We start from the raw sequence: 16,598 nt of genomic DNA on the forward strand, positions 1-16,598 counted from the left end.
CATAAGCCAATCCGTCATGAAGGTTAAAAAGCAACCTTCAAGCCGGTTCGTCTTATGCCTGTCGCCCCTTACCAAGGCGCTTCCGCTTTTCTTATTTTAATACATTTCAGATGTTGTTTTTGCTTGCATATGAAGTAGCAAGTAGTCTGGGCCGCCTGCTTTGGAGTCGGTACCGGACATATTGAAACCGCCAAATGGCTGATAGCCGACGATAGCACCTGTACAGCCGCGGTTAAAGTATAGGTTACCGACATGGAAGTCTTCACGAGCTTGCTCCATGTGTGCACGGTTTGTTGTGATAACTGCACCTGTTAAGCCGTACTCGGTATTGTTAGCAATTTCGATTGCTTCATCGAAGTTTTTCGCTTTTGTAAAGCCGACAACTGGGCCGAAGATTTCTTCTTGCATGATGCGTGCTTTTGGATCAAGATCAGCAAAGATTGTTGGCTTAATGAAGTAGCCTTCGGAGTCATCTCCTTCGCCTCCAGCCATTAACTTACCTTCTTGCTTGCCGATTTCGATGTATTCCATGATTTTTTTGAAAGCATTGTTATCGATAACTGGACCAGTATAATGGCTTTGATCAACTGGATTACCGATTGTTAATTGATTCGTTAATTCTACAACACGATTCAATACTTGATCGTAGACATCTTCAACAATGACAGCGCGGGAACATGCTGAACATTTTTGTCCTGAGAAACCGAATGCTGATGCCATAATGGATTGCGCAGCAAGCTCAAGATCTGCTTCAGAATCAACAACAATTGTATCTTTTCCGCCCATTTCGGCAATTAAGCGTTTCATCCAAATTTGACCTGGGTTCAATTTTGAAGAACGGTCAAAAATGCGAAGTCCCACTTCTCTAGAACCTGTGAAGCTAACGAAACGGGTATCTTTATGGTCAACTAAATAGTCTCCCACTTCTGCACCGCTTCCTGGTACGAAGTTTAATACACCTTTTGGTAGTCCGGCTGCTTCCATTACTTCCACAAATTTAGCTGCAACAATAGGCGTTGTGGAAGCCGGCTTTAATAGGACGGTATTCCCTGACACAATAGCAGCTACCGCTGTACCTGCCATAATCGCAAATGGGAAGTTCCATGGTGATATGATAATTCCCACTCCAAGTGGAATATAATGATAACGGTTATATTCGTCTGGACGGCTGTTCATTGGTACGCCATCTTTTAGCGCTAGCATTTGACGTCCATAATATTCAAGGAAGTCGATACCTTCTGCAACCTCAACATCTGCTTCACGCCATGATTTACCTGCTTCTTTTGTTAAAAGAGCAGAAAACTCACTCTTACGGCGGCGAATCATCGTTGCCGCTTTAAAAAGGACATCCGCACGAACTTCCGGTTTAACTTTTTTCCAAGTTTTGAAAGCTTCGACCGCAGCCTGCATAGCTTTTTCAGCAAGCTCTTGATTTGCTTTTGAAACGCGACCGATTATTTCTTCTTTATTAGCTGGATTATAAGAAACGATTTTCTCTTCAGTTGTAATTCTATCTCCGCCAATGACAAGATCGTAATCTTGACCAAGATATCCCTCAACTGTTTTTAACCCCTTAAGATAGGACAGGCGGTTTTCCTCTGTCGAAAAATCTGTGAATGGTTCATGTTTATATGCTTGTACCATCGATTAAACCCTCCCATGTATTAAAACGTTTTCATTCACTCCAATGCCCATTGTATCATGATTTATTTCAAAGTATCAAACGAGAAATTTTAGAAGTATATTAGTAGAATCTTTCTAATTTTCTGTAGATTAACACTAGATTACCAGTAACAAAATAGGATGAATTTAGTAGACTTTTAGATAAAAAAGTCGTATTTTGGTTTTTGTCAAAGGCTGTGTTAAAGGTCATTGTCGATTTTTGAAACTATGTTGATTGGAGCGGAAGGCGCGAGATCCTCGAAAATGCTATCGCATTTTCCTTCGTGCGGTGTAGTTTCGAAGAAGCTGATTCAACGTCCTGCGGGAGTACGGGGCAGGGGAGCCCGCGGATGCTCGCTTCTTGAGCGCAAATCAACAGGCAAGTTTAACACAGCCTTTGTCAAAAAAAAAACCGGCATTTCTGCCGGATCTAATTACTATAAATGTGAACAAACGGTTCCGTATCATTGGCTTTACGGACAATCAGAGATTCAGGTCCGTTAACGGACGTGACATTGACCGAGACGTTAATATATTTAGGAAAACGCTCCATAACAAGGCCTGCCACATATTGGGTAAAGCCGATTGCTTCCGTTTCTCCATAAAATTGAATTGGAATTGTAATATCTAAATTTTGTAACTGGTCCCCAGCATAAAAGGCTTTTCCAATCACACCATTAAAGTTAGGGAAGTATGATTCTACGTCCTGTTTAAAGTTTAAAAAGTTGGTCAAATCATCACGATGATCCTTCTGTGCATCATCAGATGGAAATAAATAATATTTTTCTTTCACATCATTCCACTTATCAATACTGGAGTTACCCTTGTCAACTGATGTGTACATAATGAAGTTTCCTGGAACAACAGAGGTTTTACTCTGTGTATCAAAAAGACCAATTGTAATCGGAACATTACTTAAATCTTTCATCCCACGAAGGCGTTTAAGAACTTCTTGGGCGATGCTTTTTCCTTGTGCCACCAAGTCGTTATAGGCAATTGCTTTCTCATTGGTTGGGCCATATTGAACCGTTTGATAGTAATAAGTCGAATTCAAAGCTAAGCCAATCGCAACTCCTCCAAGTGATACATTGCCTTTATCATCTTTCGTTAAATAATCTTGCTCTGAAATATGAGCTAAATAGATCGGAGGGTTACTGCCGTCATCAACTGGGTTTAAGCCGACGTTATCTTGAGGCTTAATTCCTTTATCCTTTAATTGTTGATCTGTATATTTTCGATTTAGCCAGGACTTAATCGTATCTTTCTTAAGATACTGCCCTTCTTGAAAATAATATTTATCAGTTGAAAAAGTATTTTGGGCAATTCTTTGCAAACCTGTTTCAAATTCATTGATATCATATCTTGTATTTAGATCGGCAACAGTCATACCACGTGCTGCGCTAGGCTCAAACGGCAAAACCGTCCGATAGTATTGATCTGAAATATTATATTTCGGAATAATCGCTTTCCCTTTTGTTTTTTCCTGTTGTTGACTAGTGTCATTTTGCTTTTGAAAGTTTGGGGCACAAGCGCTCAGCAAAAAAACAACGGAAAGTGCGAGCAATGCGAGTTTTCTCACTTCGTTAACACCTCTTATTTATTTAATTCGGCCAGAAGCTTTTCCTCGTCCCAAATTTCGATACCCAGTTCCATTGCTTTTGACAGCTTTGATCCTGCATCTTCTCCGGCAATAACGAGGTGCGTTTTTTTACTAACGCTTCCTGCTACATTTCCGCCAAGGGCTTCAATTTTTTCTTTGGCTTCATTTCGCGATAACAGCTCTAGCTTTCCTGTTAAAACGACCGTCTTTCCAGCAAAAATAGAATCGGATTCTTCGGCCGAAACAGGCTTTATACCTTTGTATTCCATATTCACGCCATAGTCTGTTAATTCCTTGATTAATTCAAGAGCTTCCTCTTTTTCAAAAAAGGTTACAATCGAATCAGCCATTTTTTCACCGATTTCATTAATCGCAGTCAAATCTTCCTGCGTAGCTTCTTTCAATTTGTACATATGGCCAAACTGCTGAGCTAGTGTTTTGGCTGCCTTTGCTCCAACATGACGAATTCCAAGGCCAAATAAAAGCTTTTCAAGTGAATTTCCTTTAGAAGCTTCAATAGCCGTTAAAAGATTGGAGACAGATCTTTCTCCCATTCTTTCTAGAGATAAGAGCTGTTCCCGGGTAAGCTTGTAAAGATCGGCCACATCAGCAATTAATTTTTCGGCAAAAAGCTGACTAATTACTTTTTCCCCGAGCCCTTCAATGTTCATGGCATCACGTGAGACGAAATGAATCAAACCTTCACGAATTTGCGCAGGGCATTTCGGGTTAATACACCTTAGGGCCACTTCACCTTCAAGTCGGACGAGTTCACTCTCACACTCAGGACAGTGAGTTGGCATCCGGAATTCCGCTTCCTCACCAGTCCGTTCACCGACAAGAACATTCACTACTTCCGGAATAATATCGCCGGCTTTTTTCACCACGACCTTGTCGCCAATTTTAATATCCTTCTCTCGGATTAAATCCTCATTGTGCAAGGAAGCCCGCTGGACAGTCGTTCCTGCCACCTTCACCGGTTCGAGAATCGCCGTCGGTGTGACTACGCCTGTTCTTCCTACACTTAACTCGATTTCAAGGAGGGTCGTCACGACTTCTTCAGCTGGGAACTTGTAGGCAATAGCCCAGCGAGGACTTTTCGCCGTTGTTCCTAACATCTTCTGTTGTTCCAGCGAATCTACCTTGATGACAATGCCATCAATTTCGTATGGAAGATGCGGCCTTTTTTCCACCCATCCATTTACAAAGTCAATGACTCCGTCGATTGTAGCACATTTTCTCCGCTCTTTGTTAGTTTTAAAACCGAGCCGATCCAAATAGTCGAGACCTTCACTGTGGGAAACCACATCGCTTGTCCCAGTGTCTCCTATCCCATATAAAAAGATATCCAGGTTTCTCGATGCAGCCATTTTCGGGTCAAGTTGTCTGAGTGATCCTGCTGCTGCATTTCTTGGATTAGCAAACGGTTCTTCTCCTTGTTGTTCTCGTATAAGATTCAATTTTTCAAAAGAGCGTTTCGGCATATATGCTTCACCGCGAACCTCTATCGAGACATTTTCATTTAAGCGCAGCGGCATGGATTTAATCGTTTTTAAATTTGCGGTAATATCCTCACCGATTGTTCCGTCGCCGCGTGTGGCGCCTTGGATAAACAGACCGTTTTCATATCTTAGGGAGACCGCGAGTCCATCAATTTTCAGCTCGCAAACATAAGAAAAATCATCACCTGTTGCCTGACGGATTCGCCGGTCAAAATCCCTTAAATCCTGCTCGTTAAAGGCGTTGCCAAGACTAAGAAGCGGAATGCGGTGTTCTACCTTTTCAAATCCTTCAAGCACCGCTCCTCCAACCCTTTGTGAAGGTGAATCCGCTGTTTTAAGCTCAGGGTACTTTTCTTCAAGCTCCAATAGCTCCTGCATCAGCCGGTCATATTCTGAATCAGGTACAGATGGTTTATCTAAAACATAATATTCATAGCCATATTGATTTAATAGGGTTCTTATTTCATTGATTTTTTGTTCAGCTGTTTGCAGATTCATATATCCAGCCCTTTCGAATCTAAACTTTTTTTATCGGTGCAAATTTAGCAAGGAGGCGCTTAATGCCAGTTGGACTAGGAAAGGCAATGTCTAGCTCTGTTCCTTCGCCTTGCCCCTTCACACTAACAACCGTTCCAACTCCCCACTTACCATGTTCTGCTTTGTCGCCGACCTTCCAGCCGATTTCATCTCCCCCTGTACTCGCTGCAACCGGACGCATGACCGGTTTTCTAACCGCTGCTGGTCTGCCAAAAGTACTTCCTGATGAAGATCCAGCCCCGAATGGTGACTTTCGCTCCTCATTAGCCCGTTCTAAAAGGTCTTCAGGAATTTCACTAATAAATCTGGATGCTGGATTCATGTTTGTTCGACCGAACAAAGTTCGCATCTGGGCATTTGTCAGAAATAGTTTTTGTTCAGCACGTGTAATTCCTACATAAGCAAGGCGGCGTTCTTCTTCCATTTCAACCTCTTCCATTAGCGAACGGCTGTGTGGAAATACCCCTTCTTCCAAGCCTATTAAAAATACAACTGGAAACTCTAAACCCTTTGCCGAATGCAGGGTCATCAATACAACGGAATCTGCCTTTTCTCCGTCCTCATCCATTGAATCAATATCTGCTACAAGAGCTAAATCGGTTAAAAAGGCAACAAGACTTTTGTCTTCATTTGTATCTTCAAAGTTTTTTGTAACGGATAATAATTCCTCAAGGTTTTCTAAGCGGCTCTGTGCTTCCAAAGACTTTTCCGCCTTCAGCATTTCCCGATAACCCGTTTTTTCAAGAATCTCTTCAACCAGTTCCGTTACGGATAAAAATTCCTGCATTTGCGTATAATTACGAATCAAATTGCGGAATTCTATGGCTGCCTTTGTAATTTTCGGGCTTAGCCCCATTAATTCGATGGAATCAAGTGCTTGATAGATAGAAAGATCATGCATTTCCGCAAAGCTTGCCATTTTATCGAACGAAGTTGAACCAATCCCGCGTTTTGGAACATTAATAATACGCTGTAAGCTGATATCATCGTCGGGATTTGAAATTAAGCGCAAATAGGCGAGCATATCCTTGATTTCTTTTCTGTCATAGAATTTGGTGCCGCCGACAATCGCATAATTAATAGTTGATTTTAGCAGCACTTCCTCCATCACCCGGGACTGAGCATTGGTCCGATAAAGAATGGCAATGTCCGAAAGCTTGACTTTTTCATCTCGGGTTATCTCTTTAATTTTTCCAGCAACGAATTGGGCTTCACCCTGCTCGCTGTCTGCCCGGTAGTAGACAAGCTTATTCCCTTCCGGATTTTCGGTCCAAAGATTTTTTGCTTTCCGGTTGAAGTTGTTTTCAATCACCTTATTAGCTGCTTGGAGAATACTTTTAGTCGAACGGTAGTTTTGCTCTAATAGAATAACCGCTGCATTTGGGTAATCCTTTTCGAATGAAAGGATGTTAGCAATGTCCGCTCCGCGCCAACGGTAAATCGATTGATCAGAGTCCCCGACGACACAAAGATTTCGAAAGCGGGCCGCCAATAATTTAACTAGCATATACTGCGCTTTATTTGTATCCTGATACTCATCGACATGGATGTATTGAAATTTCCGTTGGTAATATTCGAGCACCTCAGGAATTCTTCTAAAAAGAGTTATGGTCATCATAATCAAGTCATCAAAGTCCAGAGCTTGATTTTTCCGCAGGCGCTTCTGATATCCCTCGTAAACATCACTCACGACTTTTTCATAATAACCGCCTGCCGCTTTTGCAAATTCCTCCGGTTCGATGAGTTCATTTTTTGCTGAACTAATCGAGCCTAGCATCGCCCGTGGATCGAACTTTTTCGGGTCGATATTTTTATCCTTCAAGATTCCCTTGATGACCGATAGTTGGTCAGTCGAATCAAGGATTGTAAAATTACGGTTAAAGCCTAGCCGGTCAATATCTCTACGTAAAATCCTTACACACATCGAGTGGAAGGTAGAAATCCAAATTTCTTCAGCGGCTCCTCCCATCATTCTTCCAATTCTTTCTTTCATTTCACGAGCCGCTTTATTGGTAAAGGTAATCGCCAAAATATTATATGGGTTTACTCTTTTTTCTACAATTAAATATGCAATTCGGTGTGTTAACACCCTTGTCTTGCCACTGCCGGCACCGGCCATTAATAATAAGGGACCATCTGTTGCTTTCACAGCACTTTGCTGCTCCGGGTTTAATCCATTTAAAAGCTTATCAGTTAAATATTGCATTTATTTTCACCACCATACCAAACGTTTGTTCTAATTTTATCGTTTATTTGCAGCATATGCAACTGTCTAGCGGACACTTTTGACCGTCTCAATCGCTTGTTCGAAATCATCATAAATGGCGTTCCCGACCACAATTACATCGGCAAACCGGGACATTTCTGAAGCTTGATCAGTTGTCGATATTCCCCCGCCATAAAAAAGGACTGTGTTGTTAAGAACCTTTTTTACTTTTGCCAACAGCTCTATATCGCCGTATCGTCCACTATATTCCAAATAAAAAATCGGCAGCTGAAACATTTTCTCCGCTATCATTGCATAGGCCGTAACATCTTCGTCCGATAACTCAGTATTTGCGGATGTAAGCTGGGCTGCCTTACAATCGTTATTCATAATGCAGTAGCCTTCCATCACAATTTCTTGCCAATCCATGAGGTCACCATATTCCTTTACGGCTTGATGGTGAAGCCCGGTAATCCAATTTGGATCGCTACTATTTAAAACCGTTGGGATAAAATACAGGTCAAAACCAGGTGTAACGGTCTCAATACTCGAAACTTCTAATACACATGGAACTGTATAACGGCGGATTCTTGCCATGAGATCAAGGACATTTTCGAGCGTCACTCCATCGGTACCACCAACAATGACAGCATCCGTACCCGATTCACAAATTTTTTCTAGTCTTTCATCTGGTATCTCTTTATTTGGGTCGAGTTTAAACACATGACGCCACTCTTGAAAATCGTACATCCCAAAATCCTCCCCACTCTATTTCCATTACACCATTATAGCATTTGCTGATTCGTTTCAAAAAGAAAACACTGATGTAAATCTTAGAAATGTTAACCAACAAGAAAAGCGGAAGCGCCTTGCCCAGGGGCGACAGGCAAAGAATAATTTTTTGACAATATAAAAACCGAAGATCATTCTCTTCGGTTAGTCTTCAGCAATTGAGCTGTTTTTTTCTTTTATTCGCTCTAGTACCATCTCATAGGAATCACTGCCAAAGTTTAAGCAGCGCTTTACACGGGATATGGTTGCAGTGCTAGCACCCGTTTCGACTTCGATTTTGTGATACGTGTTTCCATCGCGAAGCATTCTTGCCACATCCAGTCGCTGTGCCAAAGACTGAATTTCATTAATGGTGCATAAATCATCAAAAAAACGATAACATTCTTCTATATCCTTTAATGAAAGAACCGCTTGAAATAATTGATCCAGTTCTTTTCCGCGTAATTTATCTATTTGCATTTGTATACCCCTTCAATCGATATATTTATTTCACATGAAAACACTTTTTTCTAGACCTGGATTAGTTGGAACCACATTTACCCATGTATGTCCTTGTACAAGTGGAACCTCTACGCCATTTTTCATTGGAACAATTCTCCCGTTTTGATTGGCCCAATCCACTGCGTTTACCTTTCCTTTTTGCACAAGGTATCCTCTTCCGCCAGATTTCAAATCTATCTCTCTTCTGCCATCATTATCAATGACTTGATGCTTTGCATCAATAATAAAAATATTATCCAGCAGAACAGGCTCATTCGTATCAAAATCTATGGTCTGCTTCCCATCTGAATAAAAGCGTTTATACTTGCCAAGCGCTGCATCATATTCAAAGGTAGAATCGGAAGTATGACTGGACGAATAATTAATCTTTACCGAGGTTGCTTCATCTCCTGTTATTTTTTTACTGTCATCTTCTGACATAAATAAATAGGCAGGTGGCTTATAATCCATTGAATAGTGCCTTATTTCCGCACCCTTTACAATGTTATCAAAAGAAATATACGAATTGTGAGGCGCTTTTCTAAAGCTCGCTCGTTTAAAAAGGGTACCATCATATTGCATTCCATTTAGATTATCCACATAGCCCTGGTCGAGCAATTCCTTTGCCTCAGGACTGTACCCATGCGCAATATAAAGGGCACCCAGCCCTTTAGCGAGTTCAATATAATAATCCCTTGCGCTTCGAACAGGGCCAATATTCGCCGGTTTTTCACTTTGAAATATGGCAAGATAACGAGTTATGTCGCCCTCCGCCAGAATTTCATAAACAATATCTGCCTTATTTAATCCAGATTGGGGCCGTGCTAGTGGATGATTATTTACCATCACTGCTACTGCTCTTCCGTCTGTTTTCGTTTGCGAGCCTTTTCCGGTTAAAGGGAATGAATAGGGATCAGCATTTTTCCTCTCCTCTTTTTTCTCCACCTTTGTTACCGGTTTTTCATTTTTTTCCGGCTCCTTAGCTTTTTCTTTATTACTGCAACTAGAAAGCAACATCAGGACAGCCACCATAGCAACAGCCCATTTTTTCATCTAGAGAACACCCCTACTTCTTTGCCGCTTTAGTCCATTTATATTTTAACGCATTATAGACGGAAAGAGTACTGTTTTATTCATGACATCAAACATTCCTCGCTGGGTAATACGGATATAAGGCAAATGGGTGGAAGAAAAGAACAATAAGCTATAAATCGGATCTGAAAAAGAATAACCACGGATTCGTAATTCTTCTAGCAATCTCTTTTCTCCTGACATTAATTCTTGAACAGGAAGGTCGGACATTATTCCCCCTAAATGTAATGGCAGCTCACAAACGACTTCTCCATTCTCTGCCATCACAATCCCACCGCCTAATTCTTTCATTTTATTGAAAGCAAAAAGCATATCCTGTTTGTTTTTTCCAATTAAAATAATATCTCCTGTATTGGAAAATGAACTGGCAAGGGCATTTAATTTGGTAGCAAAACCTTTCACTAACGTATTAATTCTCCACTTTCCTTTTCGATCAATCAAGGTCAAGAAGCATTCATCATGATCGGAAGGAAGTTCATCTCCAGAAACATCAATCGAAATGGAATACGGTTTTGTGATAACCGAGTTTTCCATTTGAATCCCAAATGGCATCGAATATTGCATATCATCCAATGATAATTCCCAATCGATCTCCATCTTTTTCAATCCATATTCTGCCCAATTAACAGAAGGATAAGCATCCAGCGATTTCCCATCACGTTTGACCCAAATTCCTTTTGCCAGAACGGAAACCGGTGTTGGATTTTCAACACTTGATAAAAAGTTAATATTGGCAACTCGACCTGTCGCAATATTACCGTAAAAATGATTTATATTGTAATAACGTGCAATATTGATCGTTGCCATATTGTAGGCATCAATTACAGGAATCCCTTTTTCAATGGCAATACGAATCAACCAATCTGTCATTCCTTGCTCGTAAAAATTCGCGGATGAACCATCCGTGTTCAACATCAATTGGTCATATGCCTGAATGCCTAATCGTTTGATATCATCCAAAAGACATGGCAGATCCGGGCGAATCGATGAATGCCGTAATGACACCATATAGCCCTGCATTAAGCGGGTATAAACCTCTTCTCCTGTCATCGCTTCATGGTCACAGTCAGCTCCGAGTAGCATCATCTTCGCCAATGTCTTTTCGGAAGCGCCTGGAAAATGGCCTTCGATTTGCTTTCGTAACCGTTTAGCTTCTTGGATCCAGTGAAGCATCATATCATCGCCATCAAGCAATTTTGGCCAACCCGTCAATTCACCGCCTTGGAGGACAGCATCATGCTCAAGCCAAGATTTTATATGGCTGTGCGCAAAAATCTCCTCTTCATTCATAAGTTCCGTTTGCGAATCAAACCGGCACCACCAAAACATTGTGGAAGGAATGGACCGCAAATCCTTTAGTAGTGAAAATGCTTCTCTTTTTTTCATTTGTAAAACAAGCGCCATATTGTCGTTGATTAACGTCGTTGTCCCAAACTGTGATGCATATGCCGCGAGAGTTTGGGGATTATATAATTGAAACGGATGGGCATGCGGTTCAATGTACCCTGGAACAAGAATTTCATTCGAACAGTCCACTATTTCACAGTTTTCAATATGTGAAGGCAGCTGTTCACCAACATACACAATCCGATCTTCATAAATCCAAATATTAGCCCGCATCCACTGGCGGAAGGTTTGATTTAAGTACAAAGCATTTTTCAATAAGATGGTTGGAGAAGTTTTTCCTTCCAAAACAGATACGTGCGTGCGTAAATGTTTATTTTTCCAGCGATAACGTTGTTCCAGCATTCGATTTCCCTCCCTTAAAAAATTAGTTCTATATACTAGCTTAGCGCCATAATGCTTACGACCGCTTTCGCTTTAAAACTAAAAAGCTTGATTTAATAATAAAGAAAGCCCTTACAAAAATTCTATAAACTCTATAGTATCATATATTATCGTTTAACGCATTAAAGAATTGATAAATATTGTAAAAAAACTGTAAAGGAGCAAACAAAATGATTATCAAACCAAATATCGGCATTTTAAACGCATTGATTCGAATTACGATTGGATTGACCATGCTTTCTTGGACCACAGCAATGCTTGTCAAGCGGCCATGGCGGAATTCATATTTATTTGTTGCTTTTTGCGGTGCGATGAGAGTAGCAGAGGGGATTGTCCGCTATTGTCCAATGACAGCATTTTTCCAAAAATGCCCGGTCATGACTGATTGGAATAATGATTCCGATGCTGCTTCAGGGACTAGTGAGGATCAAATGAATGTCGATTTACCTTATAACCCGACCTAATGTGAAACAAAAGGGCTGACCTTAACGGTCAGCCCTTTTGGACGTAGGAAACGGTTTGAATGGCTTTCGCACCAATATCTTTTCTGTAGTAAATACCCTCACATGTAACTTTGGCAAGCTCGTGGTAGACCTTTTCCTGAGCATCCACTAATTTTGAAGCCTTTGCACCAACGAGCAGAACTCGTCCGCCATCTGTGACAAAATCTCCATTACTATTTTGGGCGGTACCTGCATGAAACGTAAAAGCATCATCCGCAATATCAGCTAAGCCATGAAGGACAGCACCTTTCTGATACTCTTCTGGATAGCCTTTAGAGGCGACAACAACCCCTACCATCGCTTTCTCATCCCATTCAAGAGATGGTTTTCCGCCATTTAATAGCTCGAGAATTACTTCAACCAAATCTGACTTTAATCTCGGTAAAATTACCTGTGTTTCTGGATCCCCAAAACGGGCATTAAACTCAATGACCTTTGGTCCCTCTTCTGTTGCGATTAAGCCTGCGTATAAAATGCCACTAAAGCTTCTTCCTTCTTGAACCATTGCTTTTGCTGCCGGAACAAGAACGGAATCAATAGCATTTTGAACGGTCTCTGAGCTAATATGAGGAACAGGTGAATAAGCGCCCATACCACCTGTATTTGGCCCCAAATCTCCATCAAGTGCCCGCTTATGGTCTTGCGCAATTTCAAGTGGAATGACCGTTTCTCCATGGACGAATGCCATGAGTGAAAACTCTTCACCACTTAAAAATTCCTCCATGACGACCTTTGATGATGCAACACCAAACTTACTACCAACAAGCATTTCTTCAAGACTTTGGCGTGCTTCCTCTTTTGTTAAAGCAACTGTCACGCCTTTCCCTGCAGCTAACCCGTCTGCTTTAATCACAATGGGTGCCCCTTTTTCCTCTAGATATTGACTAGCATCTGTAAAAGAAGAAAAAACAGCATAATCAGCAGTTGGAATATTGTATTTTTTCATTAATTCTTTGGCAAATGACTTGCTTCCTTCAAGTTCAGCTGCTAATGAACTTGGACCAAATACGACCAAACCTGCCTCCCTGAACCTATCTGCAAGCCCATCAAGCAGAGGAACTTCCGGTCCGATAATCGTTAAATCGACCGCTTGCTTTTTTGCAAATGAAAGGAGTTCTTCGTAGTCCTCAATCGGAACAAGCTCAGCGACATCTGACATCCCAGCATTCCCTGGAGCCACCCAAACATGTTCAACCAAATGGCTTTCCTTTACTTTCCGGCAAATAGCATGCTCCCTGCCCCCACGTCCAATAACTAGAACCTTCATCATCACATTCACCTCCGCTTAATGTTTAAAATGCCGAATTCCTGTAAACACCATGGCAATACCGTATTCATCCGCCTTTTTGATTGAATCGGCGTCGCGAATTGATCCACCTGGCTGAATAATAGCGGTAATCCCAGCCTTCGCTGCTGCTTCAACAGTATCATCCATTGGGAAAAAGGCATCGGAAGCGAGCCCTGCACCTTGGGCTTTTTTACCCGCTTGCTTCAAAGCAATTTCAGCTGCTCCGACTCTATTCATCTGACCTGCGCCGATTCCAAGCGTCATGTCCTGACTGGAAACGACAATGGCATTGGATTTTACATGTTTGACTACCTTCCAGCCCAGCTTTAATGACTCCCACTCTGCTTCGGTTGGCTTACGTTTAGTTGGAATCGTGATATCAGCATCTTCTAATGAGAAACGGTCTTGTTCTTGAACAAGCAATCCGCCTTCAATCGTTGTTAACTTCATTTCTGGTTTATTTACTTCATCAAATGGAATTGTCAAAAGACGAAGATTCTTTTTCCCTGTTAAAATTGACAAAGCCTCTTCCGAGAAAGAAGGTGCAATCACAATTTCTAAGAAAATTTCGTGAAGCTTACGAGCTGTTTCGCCATCGACTTCTCGGTTCAAAGCAATAATCCCGCCAAAAATCGAAACTGGGTCTGCCGCAAATGCCTTCGAAAAGGCTTCGAATCCTGTTTTACCAGTTCCAATACCGCATGGATTCATATGCTTTACGGCTACTGCTGCAGGCTCAGAAAACTCTTTGACAATTTGCAGCGCAGCATCTGCATCATTGATATTGTTATAAGAAAGCTCTTTGCCATGAAGCTGTATGGCACTCGCAATCGAGAACGTTGATCCAAGCGGTTTTTTATAAAATGCCGCTTGTTGATGTGGGTTTTCCCCGTAGCGTAACGGCTGTTTTAATTCATATGTAACCGTTAATTTTTCTGGTGTTTCTTCACCCACCAAAGTGGTCATGTATTCAGCAATAAGAGCATCATATGCTGCAGTATGACGGAAGACCTTGGCAGCAAGCTTTCTCCTTGTTTCTGCACTTGTCTTCCCTTCACTCTTCAGTTCTGAAATGACTGTTTCATAATCTTCTGGATCGGTCACAACGGTAAGATATTGATGGTTTTTAGCGGAAGCGCGCAGCATCGACGGACCGCCAATATCTATATTTTCAATTGCATCCGCTACAGTTACATCTGGCTTTTCAATCGTTTGCTGGAACGGGTAAAGATTGACGCAAACAAGCTGAATTGGCTGAATCCCGTGCTCTTCTAACTGCTTTTGATGGTTTTCATCATCATGTTTGGCGAGCAATCCACCATGGATATAGGGATTTAATGTTTTAACCCTGCCTTCTAAAATTTCCGGGAAGCCGGTGACATCACTGACACCGACAACGGGTATTCCTTGCTCTTGAAGGGTTTTTTTCGTTCCGCCCGTTGAGACAATTTCAAAGCCGAGATGTACTAGCTCCCTTGCAAATTCAGATATCCCTGTTTTATCGGAAACACTTATCAGTGCACGTTTCTTCGTCATTTGTACCGTCTCCTTTTGTCAAAAGCATTTGCAAAATCGCTGGGTATAGCTTGTGTTCCATCGTTTGAATCTTTCTTTGAAGGCTCTCTCTCGTTTCGTTTTCTTCTAAACGAACTCGCTCCTGGACAATGATTGGGCCGGTATCCATTCCTTCATCGACATAATGGATGGTCACACCGCTCCATTTCGCTTCCGCGGCGATGGCCTGACCAATCGCATCCTTTCCCGGAAAGTCCGGTAGTAAGGAAGGATGGATGTTAATAATCCGTCCCTCATATTCTTTTAAGAGCGTTGGACCGATGAGCCGCATATAGCCGGCGAGCACAATTAATTCCACCCCGCACTCCTTTAACTGCAAAGAAATTTCCTTTTCATAGTCTTCCTTACTGCGGTAATCCTTTGCTGTGAAAACAAAGGTACGAATAGAGGATAATTTTGCCCGCTCGATGACAAAGGCACCAGGCTGGTCACAAACAAGTAGCTGAATACTTGCATCTAGGCCTACTGATTGAATCGAATCGAGAATAGCTTGAAAATTACTCCCGCTTCCCGAAGCAAACACAGCTATCTTTTTCATTGTTGACCACCTTTAATAACGATACCTTCCTGTTCCGTAACAACGCCGATTTCATAGGCAGTTTCCCCGCACTGTTTGAAGTGAGCCAAGATGTCTTCTACCTTTTCTTTTTCAACAGCGATGACCATGCCGATGCCCATGTTAAAAATCGTATACAACTCTTTATAATCAATTTGGCCTACCTTTGAAATCAACGAGAACACAGGTGGAGTGACCCAACTCGTTTCATCAAGCTCCGCGCCGAGACCGTCTGGCAGCATGCGGGGGATGTTCTCAATAAATCCGCCTCCCGTAATATGGGCCATCCCTTTAAGCTGGAATTTTTTCAAAGCAGACAAAATCGACTTCACATAAATTTTCGTAGGTTTGAGGAGTTCCTCCCCTAACGTACAGCCAAGTTCATCGACAACCTCTGATAAATACCAATTTTTAAACACTTTTCTGACAAGCGAATATCCGTTACTGTGGATGCCGCTCGAAGCGAGACCAATCAGCACATCGCCGGGTTTGATTGACTCCCCTGTTACTAACTGCGATTTTTCACAGGCGCCAACTGAAAAACCAGCCAAATCATATTCTTCCACATCGTACATGCCAGGCATTTCTGCCGTTTCTCCGCCGATTAAGGCACAACCTGCTTGCTCACAGCCGTCCGCAATCCCTTTAACGATTGCCTCAATTTTTTCAGGAACAGCTTTCCCACAGGCAATATAATCAAGAAAATAAAGTGGTTCAGCCCCTTGAACGACGATATCATTAACACACATCGCGACCGCATCGATGCCAATCGTATCGTGGCGGTCCATTTGGAACGCCATCATCAGTTTCGTACCTACCCCATCGGTGCCTGACACCAATACTGGCTCTTTTAAATTCAAAGCTGATAGATCAAACATCCCGCCGAAGCCACCTAAACCTCCGAGAACACCGATGCGGGCTGTTTTTTGAACATGCTTTTTCATTCTATCAACTGCTTCATAGCCTGCTTCGATATCAACGCCGGCATTTTTGTATGCATTCGCCATGTCTCTTCCC

At 41.9% G+C, this 16,598-nt stretch carries 13 protein-coding genes; 1 reads left to right on the forward strand and 12 read right to left on the reverse strand.

Annotation, left to right across the window (positions count from 1 at the left end; all coding sequences use genetic code 11):
- Positions 1-96: 96 nt before the first annotated feature.
- The 8 genes from pruA to BN1082_RS11435 form a co-directional block, all read right to left on the reverse strand.
- Positions 97-1,644: an L-glutamate gamma-semialdehyde dehydrogenase gene (pruA, locus tag BN1082_RS11400; RefSeq protein WP_090634358.1), complete on the reverse strand. Its 1,548-nt coding sequence runs from the start codon at positions 1,642-1,644 to the stop codon at positions 97-99.
- 448 nt (positions 1,645-2,092) lie between these two features.
- Positions 2,093-3,241 (reverse strand): CamS family sex pheromone protein, encoded by a 1,149-nt coding sequence (locus tag BN1082_RS11405; RefSeq protein ID WP_090634361.1) that lies wholly within the window; start codon positions 3,239-3,241, stop codon positions 2,093-2,095.
- A 14-nt stretch (positions 3,242-3,255) separates the two neighbouring features.
- Positions 3,256-5,262 carry an NAD-dependent DNA ligase LigA gene (gene ligA / locus BN1082_RS11410; protein ID WP_090634363.1) on the reverse strand — a complete coding sequence of 669 codons (2,007 nt, stop codon included), beginning with the start codon at positions 5,260-5,262 and terminating at the stop codon, positions 3,256-3,258.
- A gap of 19 nt (positions 5,263-5,281) precedes the next feature.
- Positions 5,282-7,507, reverse strand: coding sequence for a DNA helicase PcrA (pcrA, locus tag BN1082_RS11415; protein WP_090634366.1), 2,226 nt, complete (start codon positions 7,505-7,507; stop codon positions 5,282-5,284).
- Between the two features lie 66 nt (positions 7,508-7,573).
- The gene (gene pcrB / locus BN1082_RS11420) at positions 7,574-8,257 is read right to left on the reverse strand and encodes a heptaprenylglyceryl phosphate synthase (protein WP_090634368.1); all 684 of its coding nucleotides are present in this window, start codon (positions 8,255-8,257) and stop codon (positions 7,574-7,576) included.
- A 186-nt stretch (positions 8,258-8,443) separates the two neighbouring features.
- A complete protein-coding gene (locus tag BN1082_RS11425) occupies positions 8,444-8,758 on the reverse strand; it encodes a YerC/YecD family TrpR-related protein (RefSeq protein WP_090634371.1) in 315 nt (104 codons plus the stop codon).
- A 30-nt stretch (positions 8,759-8,788) separates the two neighbouring features.
- Positions 8,789-9,832, reverse strand: coding sequence for a DUF3048 domain-containing protein (locus tag BN1082_RS11430; RefSeq protein WP_090634373.1), 1,044 nt, complete (start codon positions 9,830-9,832; stop codon positions 8,789-8,791).
- Positions 9,833-9,877: 45 nt separating this feature from the next.
- Positions 9,878-11,620, reverse strand: coding sequence for an adenine deaminase C-terminal domain-containing protein (locus tag BN1082_RS11435; RefSeq protein ID WP_090634375.1), 1,743 nt, complete (start codon positions 11,618-11,620; stop codon positions 9,878-9,880).
- 209 nt (positions 11,621-11,829) lie between these two features.
- Here BN1082_RS11435 and BN1082_RS11440 point away from each other — a divergent pair, with 209 nt between their 5' ends.
- Positions 11,830-12,123 carry a YgaP family membrane protein gene (locus tag BN1082_RS11440; protein WP_090634377.1) on the forward strand — a complete coding sequence of 98 codons (294 nt, stop codon included), beginning with the start codon at positions 11,830-11,832 and terminating at the stop codon, positions 12,121-12,123.
- Positions 12,124-12,151: 28 nt separating this feature from the next.
- Here BN1082_RS11440 and purD read toward each other — a convergent pair whose 3' ends face one another.
- Genes purD through purM form a run of 4 tightly spaced genes read right to left on the reverse strand, consistent with a single transcriptional unit; the run spans position 12,152 to position 16,588 of the window.
- Positions 12,152-13,429 carry a phosphoribosylamine--glycine ligase gene (gene purD, locus BN1082_RS11445; RefSeq protein WP_090634984.1) on the reverse strand — a complete coding sequence of 426 codons (1,278 nt, stop codon included), beginning with the start codon at positions 13,427-13,429 and terminating at the stop codon, positions 12,152-12,154.
- 18 nt (positions 13,430-13,447) lie between these two features.
- On the reverse strand, positions 13,448-14,986 hold the full coding sequence (purH, locus tag BN1082_RS11450; RefSeq protein WP_090634380.1) for a bifunctional phosphoribosylaminoimidazolecarboxamide formyltransferase/IMP cyclohydrolase: 1,539 nt from the start codon (positions 14,984-14,986) through the stop codon (positions 13,448-13,450).
- The gene (purN, locus tag BN1082_RS11455) at positions 14,949-15,563 is read right to left on the reverse strand and encodes a phosphoribosylglycinamide formyltransferase (RefSeq protein ID WP_090634383.1); all 615 of its coding nucleotides are present in this window, start codon (positions 15,561-15,563) and stop codon (positions 14,949-14,951) included. The genes purH and purN overlap by 38 nt, the downstream gene beginning before the upstream one ends.
- Positions 15,560-16,588, reverse strand: a complete 1,029-nt coding sequence (purM, locus tag BN1082_RS11460; RefSeq protein ID WP_090634385.1) for a phosphoribosylformylglycinamidine cyclo-ligase — start codon at positions 16,586-16,588, stop codon at positions 15,560-15,562. Before purM ends, purN begins: the two co-directional genes overlap by 4 nt.
- Between the last annotated feature and the right edge of the window lie 10 nt (positions 16,589-16,598).

It is taken from the genome of Neobacillus massiliamazoniensis (assembly GCF_001048695.1).
Taxonomy (GTDB): domain Bacteria; phylum Bacillota; class Bacilli; order Bacillales; family Cytobacillaceae; genus Neobacillus; species Neobacillus massiliamazoniensis.